The sequence below is a fragment of the Staphylococcus croceilyticus genome (assembly GCF_002902575.1).
GTDB classification, from domain to species: Bacteria; Bacillota; Bacilli; order Staphylococcales; family Staphylococcaceae; genus Staphylococcus; species Staphylococcus croceilyticus.
In genome coordinates, this window is record NZ_PPRD01000003.1 from 20,749 (window position 1) to 37,031 (window position 16,283).

Consider the following 16,283-nt stretch of genomic DNA (forward strand, 5'->3'; position numbering starts at 1 on the left):
ACACCTGTGTTTATGTCTTTTCAATCATTTATTTATATAATCATTAAATATTACGGTAAGCTTCTAAAGCCGCTTCGAAGTTCGGATAATCTGTACCTTCACTTACTAACTCTTTATAAACAACTTTATTATCTTTATCTAGAACAAATACTGAACGTGCTAATAATCTTAATTCTTCCATTACTACACCATAATTTTTACCGAAAGATAAATCTTTATGGTCACTTAATGTAATGACATTATCTAAACCATTAGACGCACACCATCTTTTTTGAGCAAATGGTAAGTCAGCTGAGATTGTTAATACAACACCATCTTCTTGAGATGCTTCTTCATTAAATTTACGTGTTTGTTGATCACATACACCTGTATCAATTGAAGGTACTACACTGATTAATTTCTTTTGTCCTTCAAATTGACTTAAATCTACTTCATTTAAGTTATTATCTAATACTTTAAAGTCTGGAGCTTGTTGTCCTTCTGAAATTTCTGTTCCTAATAAATGAATAGGATTATTTTTAAAAGTAATTTGTGCCATGTTGTTACGACCTCCAAAGTTGGTTAATAAATTCTATCTATAATAATACGATAGTAGTAAATCTTAAATCAATTAATTGATACTATTCCTAATGAATGTAATAGAATTACTTTCCTAGTAATTGAGCGATATAGTCGTAAGTATTTTTCAAAATTAATAATGCAGTGACTATAATAAATAATAATTTAACATAGCTTACGCCTTTACTTATAGCTAATTGAGCACCTATATAGGATCCAACAATCATGCTGACACCCATTATTAAGCCATATACAAAATTAACTTGGCCTAAAATGATAAAAAGTACTAGTGCCCCTATGTTAGAAGCAAAGTTAAGTACTTTAGCATTTCCAGCAGCACTTAAAAAATCAAAGCCAAACATTAATAACACAAAAAGCATGAAGGAGCCCGTTCCACCGCCTAAAAAACCATCGTAAAACCCTATTAATAATAGCAACCCTACAAAAATGATGGCTTTACCAATGGTTAATTTAGAAAAGGTGCGAACCTCTCCCCAATCTTTCTTAAATATCGTATAAATTAAAACGAGTGTTAATATAATGATAACAAGTGGCTTTAAAACTTGAGCTGGTAAAAATGTTGCTAGACTTGCTCCACCTGCTGAAAATATAAATATAAATGGAAAAAGTTTTAGTACAATTGATAAATCTACTTTTCCTGAGCGAATAAATTTAATTGCACTGGTTAACGAACCAAATGAACTCGCTAACTTATTAGTTCCTAATGCTATGGAAGGTGGCATACCTATAGCCAGTAATGCAGGAATAGATATCAAGCCACCACCCCCTACTACAGCATCAATAAATGCCGCTAAGAAACCAAAAGCTATAATGATAATAATGATATTTAAACTGATATCCATGTTGCCATCCCCTAAAATTAGTTTCTATTTAAACTAATTTTAAAATAATTCATCTATTAATGCATCAGTATCTTTATCTTTCTCACTCTTATAATCTTTATTAATTGTAATTGTTTCAACATTATCCGCAGCACATTGAACCATTTCATCAAAGTTATAAACACTTTCATACTTAATTACTTTATCGAAATCTGGTTCTGTAACTGGGTTTTTAGGTGTAAAAATGGTACAGCAATCTTCATATGGTTGAATAGAAACATCGAACGTTCCAATTTCACGTGCTTTCTTGACAATGTCTTCTTTATCAAGAGAAACAAGTGGACGTAAAATTGGTGTAGAAGTCACGTTGTTGATAGCGTACATACTTTTTAACGTTTGACTCGCAACTTGGCCTAAATTTTCACCATTAACAATTGCATGCGCACCGATACGTTCTAATACAATATCAGCCACTCTAAGCATCATACGTCGTGTTGATGTCATCGTATATCTTGGATGTACCACTTTATTAATTTGTTTTTGAAGCTCAGTAAACGGCACAATGTGTAACTTAATTGGACCGACACGTTCAGATAAAATACGTGTTAATTCAATGACTTTATCTTTGGCTTTTTCACTTGTGAATGGCGGACTGTGGAAATGAATAGCTTCAATTCTAACGCCACGCTTCATAATTTCCATACCTGCTACTGGTGAATCAATGCCTCCTGAAAGCATTAACAATGTTTTGCCACCGCTACCAACTGGTAAGCCACCAGCACCTTCGTATACTTTTGTATAAATATAAACGCCATCCATACGCACTTCTACTCTAACGTTATGGTCAGGTTTCTTAACATCTACAGAAATATCTTCCGTTGCTTTTAAAATCGTGCCACCTAATTCTCTTTGTAATTCATACGTATCCATCGGGAACGTTTTATCAACACGTTTAACATCAATTTTAAACGTATCTCCACTATTGAAATTTTGTGCAAGTTCAACGCATAAGTTTTTAATGTCATCTAACTCTTGAGTCGTTTTATGAACAGGACTTACAGATTTAATTCCGAAAATTTTAGTCACACGATAAATGACTTCTTGCACATCTGCGTCTTCCGTAAGCGAGATATACATTCTATCTCGTTTACCTTGAACATGCGTACCTTCAAGTGATTGTAATGAACGAATCACATTATCTTTTAATGCATTAACGAACTTTTTACGATTAGTTCCTTTTAACGTTAATTCACCATACCTTACTAATAAATGATCAAATTTCATTTATTTAAGCAGCTCCTTTACTTCTAAATATATTGTTTCAAACTTCTCTTTAAATTGATTTATATCTTCTTGAGTCGTTGTATCACCCAGTGACAATCGTATACTGCCTTCTATTTTATCCTCACGAATATTCATCGCTAATAATACTTCGTTTAATTTACCGCGTTTTGATGAACAAGCACTTGTCGTTGAGACCATGATATCTAATTTAGAAAAAGCATTTACAAGGACTTCACCTTTCACCCCTGGAAATGCAATATTTAAAATTTGTGGTGCACCATTTTCAGGAGAATTAATGTAAACACCTTTATAATCTTTAAAAAATGATCGTAAGTCTTCATTAAATGATGCTAACTTAGTGTGGCGTTCCTCTAAATTATTTACAGCCAAATCAATCGCTTTAACTAATGAAACATCCATAGCAAGATTAACTGTGCCACTACGCACACCATATTCTTGACCTCCGCCATGAACGATTGGCTCAAGTTTTTCTTTATTATCTATCAATAATAAACCTTGTCCCTTAAGACCATTAAATTTATGGCCACTGAAACTGACACTATTCACACCTGTAAGCGTCATTGGAACTTTTCCTAATGCTTGAACAGCATCTACATGTAAGTGGGCTTTCGGATACTGTTTTAATAATTCTACTATTTGGTCAATAGGTTGAATTTGTCCCATAATATTATTCACGTACATGCAAGTAACTAGTCCTACTTTATCATTCATTAAAGAAGCCAGATGTTCCATATCAATTTGACCATTTTCATTAATATTTACGTATTTTAAAACGAAACCTTGAGTTTCTAGGTAACGCATTACTTCTAACACAGAAGGATGTTCTAAGACAGACGTAATAATTTCATTCGCAAATTGTTTTTTACGTAGTGCCACGCCTTTTAAGGCAATATTATTAGATTCTGTTGCCCCACTTGTAAATATCACATCAAATGGTTGTTTGCCGAATAAAAGCTGATTGATACGTTCTTTCGCTTGATTAAGCACTTTTTCAGCTTGTAAGCCCATTTTATGTGGGCTATTTGGATTATAATAAACAGATTCATTCACTTTAACAAACGAATCCAATACTTCTTTATGAGGTTTAGTAGTTGCGGCATTATCCAAATAAATCATTTGCAACACTCTCTTTCAAATCAAATATACTATTTAAAAATGGAGTTAAGTATATTCATAACTCTTCTTTTATAACTTCTTTAAAAATAGACACTAAAGCATTATACTATTTTTTTTCAAAAATTAAAGGCATGTATCCTAACTTTTATAGGATACATGCCTCATCAAAAGATGATACTATTCTTTTGTAATTTCGTCTTCAATATATTTAGTAATACCTGGCTCAACACTTTCAAGTGCTTGTTCCGAAATTTCAATTGAGCGTTTGTAACGATTATTTTTAAATAGACGTTCAGCTTCATTTAAGCTTTTATCTACATTATTGTGATCTTTACGGTAACGGTTACCATATTGAATTAAACGTTCAGCATAAACTGCATTTACTAGAACATCATTCGCTTCGTCTTCAAATGTATTCATTTGAATCACAATCTTAGATACTCTGTCTTTTAATTGCTTAACGTTAATTGGACGCTCACTAAATTGTTCGTTTACGTCTCGAACTTCATGATCAATTTCATTTTTCATAATCACGAAACGTTCAGGTACACTAGTTAAATTAGAAGCAAGCAATCTGCGATATACTTCTTCTTTTTTAGATTGAATTCTTAAAAGATGATCTTCTGCATCTGCTTCATCTTCTCTCATTTGGATAAGATGATTTTGTAATTTTTCTTGCTTTTCATTAATGACTTTTACATGGTCATCTAGATATTCTAAGTTATCTTTAACTTCACTGTATCTTACTGCAGATTTAGACATTTCTTTAAGAATATCATCATATACAGTCACTAAATTTTGAATTTCATTCTCATGTTGGCGAATACTATGAACGTCACTTTCATTAATGAAGTAATTCTCACGAATATAATCAATTTCAGTGCGTAACGTATAGTTCATTTCTCTCGCTTTAAACAATTCATTAGTGATGTCTTCTTTTGTTTCTTCTACTTCATTTTTTGCTTTAACTTCATGTTCGATTAAATCATACATTTCATCAAGTTTATCATTGATTTGTTGAAGTTTATTATTCGCTTCATCTAATTCTAAGCGACTAATCATTGGTTCAACGAAATTCAATTCTGTTTTCAAGCTTTGTAATGTACCGTCAATTTTAACATGATCTAAATCGTAACCATTTGCTTTTAAATCTCTACAACCATATTTTAAATCTTGGAATTGGCCTGGTAATTCTTTTTGAGCTTCTCTAATTAACTCAGGAATTTCAGCCATATATTCTTTAGTTTCATTCATTGAGTCACTTAGTCCCATGATATGGTTATGCGCTTGAACATAGTTACCTTCGCTTTTAAGCATGTCGTATTGCTCTAATTCAGGCTCAAATGATTCAATTTGTTTTTCAAGGGGTGCTGCTGCTTCCCCAAACTGATGTCTATTTGCTAGTACATCACGTTTCATTTCACGATAATCCGTTTTACATTTGTTATAAACTTCTTCGTTTTCTTTATGTAAAGTTAAGATTTCGTTCACTTCATCTACTTGAGCTTGATAACCCGCTTCGTATCTGTCCATTAATTCATGAGCGTCATCAATATCTGTTTGCGCTCCTGAAAATTGGAATTTATCAAGTTGAAGTTCAGCATCATGAATCTTCTCTTCAACTGGTGCTAGATAATTGTTTGTATGATCTAAGGTGTCTTGTTTTAAAGCATCATATTTTGTTCTAGTTTCACCTTTTAAGTTTAATTCAGAAAGTTTCTCTAAGTTCTTTTCAAAAGGTAGTTGTTGGATTTTTACTTTACGATCTTCAGCTTCTTCAACAATTTTTCTCTTGTTGGAACGCATATAGAACATAACACCAACAGCAATCAATATGATGATTAATATTGCTAATATAATGAATACAGCCATCTCATTCTCCTCCTATATTAACATCATTATAACGTAACTTTCCCTCTCATTAAAATAAAAATTAAATGAATTGATAGATTATTTTTTTCACTTTATACTTAATTGTAAAATAATCGAATGAGGTATTCTTATGACAGATATCAAAGAAACAAATTATAGCCTGTTAAAAAAGCAACTTGCTAGTCTTATTGAAGATGAAACGAATTTAATAGCAATTTTAAGTAATACATCTGCTTTAATTAACGATTCATTTGATCAAGTCAACTGGGTTGGTTTCTATTTAATAGAAGATAATGAACTTATCTTAGGACCTTTCCAAGGACACCCAGCCTGCGTTCACATCGCAATAGGTAAAGGCGTGTGTGGCACAGCTGTCGCTGAAGACAAAACACAATTAGTCGCAGATGTACATGCCTTCCCTGGTCATATTGCTTGCGATGCCAATAGTAATTCTGAAATTGTAGTTCCCATCCATAAAAATGGAGAAATTATTGGTGTATTAGATATTGATGCGCCTATAAAAAATCGTTTTTCAGAAGAAGATCAACATGGCTTAGAAGCAATTGTATCTATTTTAGAAAATCAATTATCAAAATAACGATAAATGTGTTGACACTTTTAAAAATACTGGTACAATGGATTTTGTGTGAATTAACGAAAATAGCAGTTGTATATTGTTGAGCGCTATGTTGTTCCCGAAGCGGACGTGTCACGTAACTGTAGCTATAAGGTGAAGACACATAAAACAACATATCTTGATGAGCATACAACACTCTTTTTTGTTTATTCATAACAACAAAAAAGAAAAAGGAGGAGTCTTATTATGGCTCGATTCAGAGGTTCAAACTGGAAAAAATCTCGTCGTTTAGGTATCTCTTTAAGTGGTACTGGTAAAGAATTAGAAAAACGTCCTTACGCACCAGGACAACATGGTCCAAACCAACGTAAAAAATTATCAGAGTATGGTTTACAATTACGTGAAAAACAAAAATTACGTTACTTATATGGAATGACTGAAAGACAATTCCGTAACACATTTGACATCGCTGGTAAACAACACGGTGTTCATGGTGAAAACTTCATGATCTTATTAGCTAGCCGTTTAGATGCAGTTGTATACTCATTAGGTTTAGCTCGTACTCGCCGTCAAGCTCGTCAATTAGTTGGTCACGGTCACGTTGAAGTTGATGGTCGTCGCGTTGACATCCCATCATACTCATTAAAACCTGGTCAAGTTATCACTGTACGTGAAAAATCACAAAACTTAGACATCATCAAAGAATCAGTTGAAATTAACAATTTCGTACCTGAATACTTAGACTTCGATGCAGACAGCTTAAAAGGTACTTTCGTACGCTTCCCTGAACGTAGCGAATTACCTGCTGAAATCAACGAACAATTAATCGTTGAGTACTACTCAAGATAAGTTGCGTAGTATTAAAACCACCCTTTCCTTTTGGATTGGGTGGTTTTTTATATCCACATTACAATTTAAATAATTCATCTGGAATATCAGAAATAATTCCGTCTACCCCTAAATTGATAAGCTTCTTAACATCTTTAGCCTTATTCACTGTATATGGAATGACTTTCAAATCATTCTCATGTGCACGTGCCATAAATTTTTTATTCACTAATTTATAATTAGGATTTACAAACGTCGCATATTGAGCAATCTCTTCAAAGTCAGGTAATTTATACCAATATTTCTTTTTACTGATTAATACCCCTAATTGATAATCACTCTCTAATGTCGAGAGGTGTTTAACACTATTAGCATCAAAAGATTGAAGAATCACTTTATGTGATGGTACTTGATACGCTTTTAGTCGCTGTACGACAGCTTCCTCAATACCAGGATATTGACTGGGCACCTTTAACTCTATTAATAATTTTTTAGAGTAATGATTAAATACTTCCAACACTTCATCAAACGTAGATATTTTTGTATTTGAAAAGGCTTTGCCATGTTTTACACCAAAGTCAAAGTTTCTTAACTCCTCAAGCGTGTAATCCATCACTTTACCTTTTCCATTAGACGTACGATCAATCGTATCATCATGAATCACTACTAATTCTTTATCTTTAGTGAAATGCACATCTATTTCTAACATATCAATGTGTTGCATTAATGCTGCCTTAAATCCTTCAACGGTATTTTCAGGATAGCGATGTGATAATCCACGATGCGCTACAATTTGAAATGCTTGATTGGGTTTAGATATTTTCATAAAAAGACACCTTTCTTTCATCTTGCACCACTTTCAACTAAACTTAAGTTAACACACAATTTACGGAGGTCAAACTGATATGGTGAAACATGATTTCGAAGTTCAAACTAAGTGGCTAGGTGGTCGTGAAGAAGTAGGTTCAGTTAACGGCGATGTGATTTCTGAACATATTTCAATTCCAGCTCCTTTGGGCGGTAATGGCACTGGCACAAACCCGGATGAATTATTGGTAGCTGCCGCTTCTTCTTGCTATATTATCTCCCTAGCCGCAACGCTTGAAAGAGCTAAATTTACAAATATAGAATTAACAATTAAGACCATTGGTACGGCGCTTTTTGAAAATGGGAAATTCAAAATGGATAAGATTACGCACTACCCTTCCATTACCGTTTCAAGTGATGAAAAAGCAACATTAGAAAAACGTTTACCTAGATTATTAACGATTGCTGATAACAACTGTATGATTTCAAATTCTATACGCAATAATGTAACTATCGACATTCAACCTACTATAGAATAATCTAATTCAATCTCACTATAAATCTTAGTGGGATTGAGTAATCCTCTTTTAAATTGTCAGAATATTTGTTAAAATAATTAAATCTTATCTATGTGGGAGGAAATTTAACAATGTATTACTATGAACCTTTATTACTTACACCCGGACCAACCCCAGTCCCTCCAGAAATTAATCATGCTATGAATTTACCAATGGTAGGTCACCGTTCTCCAGATTTTGAAGCCATTGCGAAAGAAGCTTTCAATAATTTGAAACCTATCTTTGGAACACAAAATGAAGTTATGATATTAACTTCAAGCGGAACAAGTGTGCTCGAAGCCAGTATGTTAAATATCGTCAATCCGGACGATCACTTTATAGTCATCGTTTCTGGTGCATTTGGTAATCGCTTTAAACAAATTGCAGAAACATACTATAAAAATGTACATATTTATGATGTCGAATGGGGTAAAGCAGTCAATGTTAACGAGTTCGTACAATTCCTTTCTTCAATTGACCACAAAATTACTGCTGTCTTTACTCAATATTGTGAAACTTCAACTGCTGTACTACATCCAGTCGGAGAGTTAGGCAAAGCTATCAAAGCGTTTGATAACGACATTTATTATGTAGTAGATGGCGTAAGCTGTATTGGTGCAGTTGATGTAAATCTTGAGAGAGATTACATTGACGTACTCGTATCAGGCAGTCAAAAAGCTTTAATGTTACCTCCTGGTCTTGCATTCGTCGCTTATAATCATCGTGCACAACAACGATTTAGTAATGTAACTACCCCACGTTTCTATTTATATTTAAATAAATATTTTGATTCACTTCAACAACATTCAACACCATTCACTCCAAATGTAGGTCTATTTAGAGCTATTAACGCTTATGCAACTTTAGTAAATAAAGAAGGATTTAATAATACGATTGCACGACATAACACGATTAAAAATGCATTAAGAGCCGCATTAAGAGCCGCATTAAAAAAACTTGATTTAGACTTATTAGTTGATGACGCTTACGCTTCTCCTACTGTAACTGCTTTCGTACCTAAAGACGAAGCGGAAGTGAAACACATTAAATCTACATTAAAATCTCAATTTAATATCACTATCGCTGGTGGACAAGGAAAATTAAAAGGTAAAATATTGCGCATTGGTCATATGGGTAAAGTTTCTCCATTTGATATTTTATCTGTGGTCACTGCATTAGAACTTATTCTAACAGATTATCGTAAAGTAAATTATATTGGTAAAGCAACTACTAAATATACGGAGGTCATCCAACATGACGCATAAAATTTTAGTTTCAGACCCTATTTCTGAAGAAGGTTTACATAGTTTACTCTCTCACCCTGATTTTGAAGTAGATATTAAAACAGATTTAACACCTGAACAGTTAGTTGACATTATCCCACAATATGAAGGTTTAATCGTGCGAAGCCAAACACAAGTTACTCTTGACGTCATTAATAAGGCACAACAGTTAAAAGTAATCGCCCGTGCAGGCGTTGGGGTAGATAATATAGATATTGAAGCGGCTACATTGAAAGGTATATTAGTCGTAAACGCACCAGATGGAAATACAATTTCTGCTACCGAACATTCAGTAGCTATGATTTTAGCGATGGCGCGTAATATCCCTCAAGCTCATGCTTCTTTGAAAAGTAAAGAATGGAATCGAAAAGCTTTTAAAGGTGTAGAACTGTATCAAAAAACATTAGGTGTCATCGGAGCAGGCCGTATAGGTTTAGGTGTAGCTAAAAGACTTCAAAGCTTTGGTATGAAAATTCTAGCATTTGACCCCTACTTAACTGAAGAAAAAGCACAACAACTAGATATCCAACTCGCTACAGTAGATGAAATTGCTACCAATGCAGACTTTGTAACTGTACACACGCCTTTAACACCTAAAACACGTGGCATTATAAATGCAAATTTCTTTGCTAAAGCAAAACCTTCACTACAAATTATCAATGTAGCTAGAGGTGGCATTATTAATGAACAAGATTTACTTAACGCATTAGATAATAATCAAATTGCACATGCAGCTTTAGATGTGTTCGAACATGAACCTCCTACTTCTTCACCTCTATTGGATCATGACAAAATCATTATCACACCACATTTAGGTGCTTCAACTGTTGAAGCTCAAGAAAAAGTAGCTATCTCAGTAGCCAATGAGATGATTGATATTTTAGAAAATGGAAACGTCACAAATGCAGTCAATGCACCAAAATTAAATTTAAATAATATCGATGAAGTAACACAACAATGGATTGAAGTCGGAGAATTATCTGGCGAATTAGCTATTCAATTATTAGAAGAAGTTCCTAGAGAAATTAAAATTACTTTCAACGGAGAAGTAAGTGAAAAAGATACAGATCTAATTATCCATTCTATAGTTACACGCATTTTACAACAAGATTTAGGAGAACGTGTAAATCTAATCAATGCAATGGCATTACTAAAAGAACAAGGTGTGACGCATCACATTGAAAATCGTGCCTCTCAAGGAACGTTCAGTAATTACATTCAAATCCACTTAATTGGTGAACAAGAAGAAGTCAAAATTGGTGCGACAGTGGTTTCAGGATTTGGCCCACGTATTGTACGTATTAACGATTATTCAGTTGACTTTAAACCTAACGCTTATCAATTCATTTCTTATCATGCAGACAAACCTGGTATGGTCGGATTAACAGGACAATTGTTAGGTAAACATGATATTAACATCGCTTCTATGTCATTAGGACGTCATAGCGAAGGTGGACAAGCGATGATGGTACTTTCAGTTGACCAACCTGTAACACAAGAAGTTATTAATGAATTATATCAAGCTGGTGGTTTTGAAAAAATTTACGGCACGACTTTATCAGTAAAATAAATACATTATAAAAGCTCGTAGATGAACAATGATTTCATCTACGAGCCTCTTTTTATAGTAAAATGTCATGAATTTTTCCTACGTGATCAACGATATGGTCGGCATGATATTGTTCTAATTCTTCACGAGCTTCTTGCCCTTTCAAACCTGTTAATGTCCCTATAAATGTAGCACCTATTTTTTTCGCACATAATAAATCTGCTAACGAATCTCCAACGATATATACCTCTTCTTTATTAACAATATTTTCTTGCTCAGTGATGTACGTTTGATACTCCGATTTTTGATTGCCATTGAGGGTTGCAATATAACAAAACGGATTTGGTTTTCCTAAAGGAATATACTGTGGAAATTCACTTTCTGCTTCAAGAACATCGCTTGCGGTTACAATGTTGTTGTTATCGAAATATTCTAGTAGGCCAAGCGATTCAAACGGCACTATAGTTTCTGTTTTAGGTCGCCCTGTTGCAATAGCTAATTGATAGCCCGCTTCTTGTAAATCGTTTAATAAAGTTTTGACTTCCTCCACTGGTCTTAGAATAATTTCATCATATATGAACCCTTCTTTTTGAGTGTTGATAGGTGTTTTATTTTCAACTTCCTCAAATAATTTACCACCTAAATACCAATTTTGATAAACTTCTCTAGTTAATTGCCATAAAGGACCTTTTAGTTTAAATACACTGGCATCATCTGTATTTAGTTGCAATTTAGCAAACTGTTCTAAAGATGCATATATATTAGCTTTACCACTTTCAATATTTTTAATAAATGATAATGGCGCCTTATAATTAATCTCTACATCGTTGTTAATCAAAGTTTGTAACTGTTGTAAGTCATCTTGAGAAATAGATTTTAATTGTAAAAATTGATTTACAGCTTGTATATCTAACGCTTTTAAAATATGTATAAAATGGATACTAAACACGACAAATAACATATCCCAATTGGAATTGAGGCCTAATGATTTTAATTGTTTTAATATGTGGTCATGTTGAAATACTCTATTTCTCACTTCTTCAATCAGTTCATCGTTTATATTTTCAAAATTAATAGATTTGTCTAAACCAAGAAATGTCTTACTCTTAAGCATTTCTTCTACAGTTAGCGCCGAAACATCAAAACAGCGTTCCTCACTTAAAAATACCCCATCCACATCAAATAATATTGATTTCATTTCACCGTTCCCCTTTTATTTTAAATATTCTGATACTTTTAATCATAACTAACCTATTATTAAAGTCAATATGCTAAAAAAATAAACCAGCATGATATATAAATGGATTACATATCACACTGGTTATCTGAACAACATATATTTATCAATAGACTTTTATCTTATCAGACCACTAAGACATATATTGTCTTTTTAATTATTTCTTGAAAAATTAATGCATTTGTCTTTCAATTTCATCGGCTACTTGTTGAACGTGCGTTCCAATAATGACTTGTGTAGAGTGTTTACCATTTTTTGTTACCCCTACAGCGCCTGCATTTCTAATTTTTTGTTCATCAATAATAGAATTGTCTTTTAATTCCATTCGTAAACGTGTTGCACAATTTGTTAATGTATCGATGTTTTCACTACCGCCTAAGCCTTCTAGAATTTGACTTGCAGTTTTATGGTATCTGCCTTTTCCAGAAGCAACAGCTTGATCAGTAGAATCATCTGTAGTGTCATCAGTTGGATCTGTTAATAAGTTTGTGCCTCTACCTATAGTGTTAAGATTAAAGACTTGAATGATTACGCGGAATATCACATAGTATAGAATAAAGAATACAATGCCTTGAACAAAAATCATGAGTGGATGATTTGCTACTGGATTGATAAGTGATAGTGCGTAATCAATCAGGCCGGCACTAAATGAGAACCCAGCTGTCCAATGAAAGAATGAAGCAATAAATAATGATAGTCCTGTTAAGAACGCATGGACAACAAATAATACTGGGGCAACAAACATGAATGCAAATTCAATTGGCTCAGTCACACCTACTATGAATGCTGAGATAGCGCTGGCTAAGAACCAACCATAAACTTGTTTCTTTTGGCTAGATTGAGCTGTATGATACATCGCTAAAGCTGCAGCTGGGATGCCGAACATCATAATTGGGAAGAATCCCGCTTGATAACGACCTGTTAAACCTTTAACTGCGCCTTGGCCAGTTTGGAATTTGCCGATGTCATTAATACCCGCTGTATCAAACCAAAATACTGCGTTTAATGCGTGATGTAGGCCTGTAGGTATAAGTAGTCGGTTGAAGAAGCCATATAAAAATGCTCCGAATGGACCAAATCCTACGAGCCATTCACCAAATTGTACTATTGCAGAATAAATATAAGGCCATGTGAACATTAGAATAACGATTAAGAATGTACAGAAGAAGACTGTCATAATTGGTACTAAACGTTTACCACTGAAAAATGATAATGCTAATGGTAATTCAACATCACTAAATTTGTTATAACAATACGCAGCAATTAAACCAATTATAATTCCTATAAAAACGTTTGAGTTATCCATTTTTTCAAACCCTTGGTTTACTGCGCTTATTTTAATATTAAATAGTAGTGCTATGTGTTTAGGCGTTAATACTTCTACTACCAGCGCATATCCTAAAGCCGCGGCTAATGCTACTGCACCGTCATTTTTCTTAGCCATACCAATCGCTACACCGATTGCAAAGATAAGACCTAGTTGGCCTAGTATAGCTGTTCCCACTGTTGAAAAGAACAGTGCTACAGTTGGCAATACGTGTAATGCTTTAAGCAAGTTACCAATTCCGACGATAATTGCGCCCGCTGGTAATACAGCGACTGGTAACATTAACGATCGCCCTAAATTTTGAAAAAACTTAAACATCTATGATATTTCCTCCCAAAATACTAATACTTTAATAAGATAGTACTTATATTTATGTATGACATACACCTATAATAATTTATCATATTTGAAAGCGTTTTTGTCATGATATTTTTAATTAAAATTATCAAAATTATGGCCTAAGATGAATTAATTATGATGATTAATACGAAGTTAGATAAAAGGCTAAATTAGGAGCATCTATTGAGTTAAGATTAAATAAAAAACTCTTGAACCTAAATTAGATTCAAGAGCTTTAGAAGCTACATTAAAGTTTATTTATTACTTGAGAAGCGTTTAAATGTTAATAATGAACCTGCAGCTAATAATACTGAAGCAATGATAGTGATTAAATCAGAGTTAAATTGTTCACCTGTTTCTGGTAAAGCTTTTGTAGTTTGTTGTTCATTATTTTGAGTAGAAGCGTTATTGTTGTTTATAGTGCTAGCATTTGATTGGTTATTATGATTTACTGTTGACTCTTGATTAGTATTTGATGAATTTACTCTAGTATTATTAGTTTTGGCTTGATTATTTTCAGAGTTAGTTGAAGCCTTTTGTACTAAGTTACCATTTGCATCATAAACGTTTCCTGTTTCTTTATTAACATATAAAAATGAAGGAGATTGGTTTGGTTCTTCACCAAAGGCAACACTATATGAGTTTTTAGGATGATTAGGATCAGCATATTTTTCATCCATAACTGTATACTTAGTACCCTCTTTAGGATGGTAGTTACTATTATTAGTTACTAAATCTTGTACATTTTTTTCGGCTTGAGATTTTGAAACATTTTCAGCTGCATGTGCTTGATGTGCTCCTACACCACTGAATAATAACGCTCCTGTTAAAGTAGTTGTAGCAAAGATACTTGATTTTTTCATTTTTACGTCCCCTTTATTAATTAAAATTAAAAATTAAAAATAAATCATAATATATTTTGCGTTACAATGTTGTTCGTCTATATATTAACATGCATTTGTTTAAATATTTTATAAAGTTTTGTAAATTTTTTGAAATTTCATTAAATAAAAAAGAGCTCTCGAATTCAATTAAATAATATGCACCCTATAAAGTTAGACTTTTAGGGTGCTAATCATATTTATAGATTATCAAATTCTTTATTTTTCTTTTCTTTTTCTTGTTTTGCATCTTCAGTATCTTCATATTTTTTTACTTCTCCATTTGAAGTATCTTTATCTAACACTATTTTAGTATTTTTTGGAACTTCAGTAATCAATACGAAACTGTAGTGATCATCATAGCGCGAATCTTTGTCACCCTCATAAACTACACCGATGCCAGCATATGTTTTACCATTTGCTTCAAATGGTTTAATAGCAACTTGTTTTCCATTTGGAAAATCTCCGTGTGACTGAATTGCTGGTTCATAAGTAGTTTTCCAACTAGCCTTAGGGTGATCATCTAATATTTCTCCACTTTTAGCTGTATATTTTGCAAAATTAAAGTTTTCAAAGTATAGTTTACCATCTTTCATGTAGAAAGTTTTTTTAATTTCTTTAGGCGAATTATTTAACGTTAATGGTTCTTGATCATCATAGGTAGAATTATAATCATTTAAATTTATCTTTTGTAATTTTTCAAACTTACGAATATTTTCATCGTCAGAATTTCCAGCTAGTTTTTTAAATATTATATCTTTAGGTACTTCGTCTTGAGTTCCAGAAAATTCAAAAGTATATGTAAAACCTTTATTATCCTTAACATAGTGTACTTCATCTAGTAATGCATCATTTATAGTTTTTTCCCCATCTTTTTCAAACTCTTCAACATTTATACCACTAGGAGTCCCAGCTTGAAAAGTATATAATAAATGTTGTTTTCCATCTTTAAAAATATCACTAAATGTTGTTTCTTTATAATTTTCACTATTAGAATTATCACTTTTATTATTTACATTTTGATTACTACTTGTTTTCGTGGATTTCTTTGAATTTTCATTATCATTATTATGACCACAAGCCCCTAATATTAAAGCTGAACTAAGTATACCGATTGCTATCTTTTTCATAATATCCTCCAATGAAATATTAAATTATGTCTATCTCATTGTATAATACTAATTATATGTTTCAATACTTTATTC

Annotated in this window: 15 protein-coding genes; 5 read left to right on the forward strand and 10 right to left on the reverse strand. The window is 32.8% G+C overall.

Annotation, left to right across the window (positions count from 1 at the left end):
• Positions 1–43: 43 nt before the first annotated feature.
• The 5 genes from tpx to ezrA form a co-directional block, all read right to left on the reverse strand.
• A complete protein-coding gene (gene tpx / locus CD128_RS00445; protein WP_103328141.1) occupies positions 44–538 on the reverse strand; it encodes a thiol peroxidase in 495 nt (164 codons plus the stop codon).
• A 106-nt stretch (positions 539–644) separates the two neighbouring features.
• Positions 645–1,421: a TSUP family transporter gene (locus CD128_RS00450; RefSeq protein WP_103328142.1), complete on the reverse strand. Its 777-nt coding sequence runs from the start codon at positions 1,419–1,421 to the stop codon at positions 645–647.
• A 39-nt stretch (positions 1,422–1,460) separates the two neighbouring features.
• The gene (gene thiI / locus CD128_RS00455) at positions 1,461–2,684 is read right to left on the reverse strand and encodes a tRNA uracil 4-sulfurtransferase ThiI (protein WP_103328143.1); all 1,224 of its coding nucleotides are present in this window, start codon (positions 2,682–2,684) and stop codon (positions 1,461–1,463) included.
• Entirely contained in the window at positions 2,685–3,821 is a 1,137-nt protein-coding gene (locus CD128_RS00460) for a cysteine desulfurase family protein (RefSeq protein WP_103328144.1), read from the reverse strand.
• Between the two features lie 177 nt (positions 3,822–3,998).
• Entirely contained in the window at positions 3,999–5,693 is a 1,695-nt protein-coding gene (gene ezrA, locus CD128_RS00465) for a septation ring formation regulator EzrA (RefSeq protein WP_103328145.1), read from the reverse strand.
• A gap of 130 nt (positions 5,694–5,823) precedes the next feature.
• Between ezrA and CD128_RS00470 the strand changes: the two genes are divergently transcribed.
• Together CD128_RS00470 and rpsD are read left to right on the forward strand one after the other, a co-directional pair.
• The gene (locus tag CD128_RS00470) at positions 5,824–6,291 is read left to right on the forward strand and encodes a GAF domain-containing protein (RefSeq protein WP_103328146.1); all 468 of its coding nucleotides are present in this window, start codon (positions 5,824–5,826) and stop codon (positions 6,289–6,291) included.
• 225 nt (positions 6,292–6,516) lie between these two features.
• Positions 6,517–7,119 carry a 30S ribosomal protein S4 gene (gene rpsD, locus CD128_RS00480; RefSeq protein WP_011275505.1) on the forward strand — a complete coding sequence of 201 codons (603 nt, stop codon included), beginning with the start codon at positions 6,517–6,519 and terminating at the stop codon, positions 7,117–7,119.
• 58 nt (positions 7,120–7,177) lie between these two features.
• On the opposite strand, the gene CD128_RS00485 is transcribed toward rpsD, so the two are convergent.
• Positions 7,178–7,924, reverse strand: coding sequence for a glycerophosphodiester phosphodiesterase (locus CD128_RS00485; RefSeq protein WP_103328148.1), 747 nt, complete (start codon positions 7,922–7,924; stop codon positions 7,178–7,180).
• A gap of 79 nt (positions 7,925–8,003) precedes the next feature.
• Between CD128_RS00485 and CD128_RS00490 the strand changes: the two genes are divergently transcribed.
• The 3 genes from CD128_RS00490 (at position 8,004) to serA (ending at position 11,315) form a co-directional block, all read left to right on the forward strand.
• Positions 8,004–8,444, forward strand: coding sequence for an OsmC family protein (locus tag CD128_RS00490; RefSeq protein ID WP_103328149.1), 441 nt, complete (start codon positions 8,004–8,006; stop codon positions 8,442–8,444).
• A 110-nt stretch (positions 8,445–8,554) separates the two neighbouring features.
• Positions 8,555–9,727: a pyridoxal-phosphate-dependent aminotransferase family protein gene (locus CD128_RS00495; protein WP_103328150.1), complete on the forward strand. Its 1,173-nt coding sequence runs from the start codon at positions 8,555–8,557 to the stop codon at positions 9,725–9,727.
• On the forward strand, positions 9,717–11,315 hold the full coding sequence (gene serA, locus CD128_RS00500) for a phosphoglycerate dehydrogenase (RefSeq protein WP_103328151.1): 1,599 nt from the start codon (positions 9,717–9,719) through the stop codon (positions 11,313–11,315). Before CD128_RS00495 ends, serA begins: the two co-directional genes overlap by 11 nt.
• A gap of 52 nt (positions 11,316–11,367) precedes the next feature.
• On the opposite strand, the gene CD128_RS00505 is transcribed toward serA, so the two are convergent.
• The 4 genes from CD128_RS00505 to CD128_RS00520 form a co-directional block, all read right to left on the reverse strand.
• On the reverse strand, positions 11,368–12,492 hold the full coding sequence (locus CD128_RS00505; protein WP_103328152.1) for an HAD family hydrolase: 1,125 nt from the start codon (positions 12,490–12,492) through the stop codon (positions 11,368–11,370).
• Between the two features lie 211 nt (positions 12,493–12,703).
• Positions 12,704–14,176 (reverse strand): N-acetylglucosamine-specific PTS transporter subunit IIBC, encoded by a 1,473-nt coding sequence (gene nagE, locus CD128_RS00510; protein ID WP_103328153.1) that lies wholly within the window; start codon positions 14,174–14,176, stop codon positions 12,704–12,706.
• Between the two features lie 275 nt (positions 14,177–14,451).
• Positions 14,452–15,060, reverse strand: a complete 609-nt coding sequence (locus tag CD128_RS00515) for an LPXTG cell wall anchor domain-containing protein (protein ID WP_103328154.1) — start codon at positions 15,058–15,060, stop codon at positions 14,452–14,454.
• Positions 15,061–15,278: 218 nt separating this feature from the next.
• The gene (locus tag CD128_RS00520; protein ID WP_103328155.1) at positions 15,279–16,208 is read right to left on the reverse strand and encodes a hypothetical protein; all 930 of its coding nucleotides are present in this window, start codon (positions 16,206–16,208) and stop codon (positions 15,279–15,281) included.
• Positions 16,209–16,283 lie beyond the last annotated feature (75 nt).

What these genes read in the sequence shown, in the direction of transcription:
- CD128_RS00520 (WP_103328155.1), bottom strand. Translation starts at nt 16,208, where the DNA reads ATGAAAAAGATAGCAATCGGTATACTTAGTTCAGCTTTAATATTAGGG.
- serA (WP_103328151.1), top strand. Translation starts at nt 9,717, where the DNA reads ATGACGCATAAAATTTTAGTTTCAGACCCTATTTCTGAAGAAGGTTTA.
- CD128_RS00470 (WP_103328146.1), top strand. Translation starts at nt 5,824, where the DNA reads ATGACAGATATCAAAGAAACAAATTATAGCCTGTTAAAAAAGCAACTT.
- CD128_RS00490 (WP_103328149.1), top strand. Translation starts at nt 8,004, where the DNA reads ATGGTGAAACATGATTTCGAAGTTCAAACTAAGTGGCTAGGTGGTCGT.
- ezrA (WP_103328145.1), bottom strand. Translation starts at nt 5,693, where the DNA reads ATGGCTGTATTCATTATATTAGCAATATTAATCATCATATTGATTGCT.
- CD128_RS00505 (WP_103328152.1), bottom strand. Translation starts at nt 12,492, where the DNA reads ATGAAATCAATATTATTTGATGTGGATGGGGTATTTTTAAGTGAGGAA.
- tpx (WP_103328141.1), bottom strand. Translation starts at nt 538, where the DNA reads ATGGCACAAATTACTTTTAAAAATAATCCTATTCATTTATTAGGAACA.
- thiI (WP_103328143.1), bottom strand. Translation starts at nt 2,684, where the DNA reads ATGAAATTTGATCATTTATTAGTAAGGTATGGTGAATTAACGTTAAAA.
- CD128_RS00515 (WP_103328154.1), bottom strand. Translation starts at nt 15,060, where the DNA reads ATGAAAAAATCAAGTATCTTTGCTACAACTACTTTAACAGGAGCGTTA.
- CD128_RS00495 (WP_103328150.1), top strand. Translation starts at nt 8,555, where the DNA reads ATGTATTACTATGAACCTTTATTACTTACACCCGGACCAACCCCAGTC.
- CD128_RS00485 (WP_103328148.1), bottom strand. Translation starts at nt 7,924, where the DNA reads ATGAAAATATCTAAACCCAATCAAGCATTTCAAATTGTAGCGCATCGT.
- CD128_RS00450 (WP_103328142.1), bottom strand. Translation starts at nt 1,421, where the DNA reads ATGGATATCAGTTTAAATATCATTATTATCATTATAGCTTTTGGTTTC.
- rpsD (WP_011275505.1), top strand. Translation starts at nt 6,517, where the DNA reads ATGGCTCGATTCAGAGGTTCAAACTGGAAAAAATCTCGTCGTTTAGGT.
- nagE (WP_103328153.1), bottom strand. Translation starts at nt 14,176, where the DNA reads ATGTTTAAGTTTTTTCAAAATTTAGGGCGATCGTTAATGTTACCAGTC.
- CD128_RS00460 (WP_103328144.1), bottom strand. Translation starts at nt 3,821, where the DNA reads ATGATTTATTTGGATAATGCCGCAACTACTAAACCTCATAAAGAAGTA.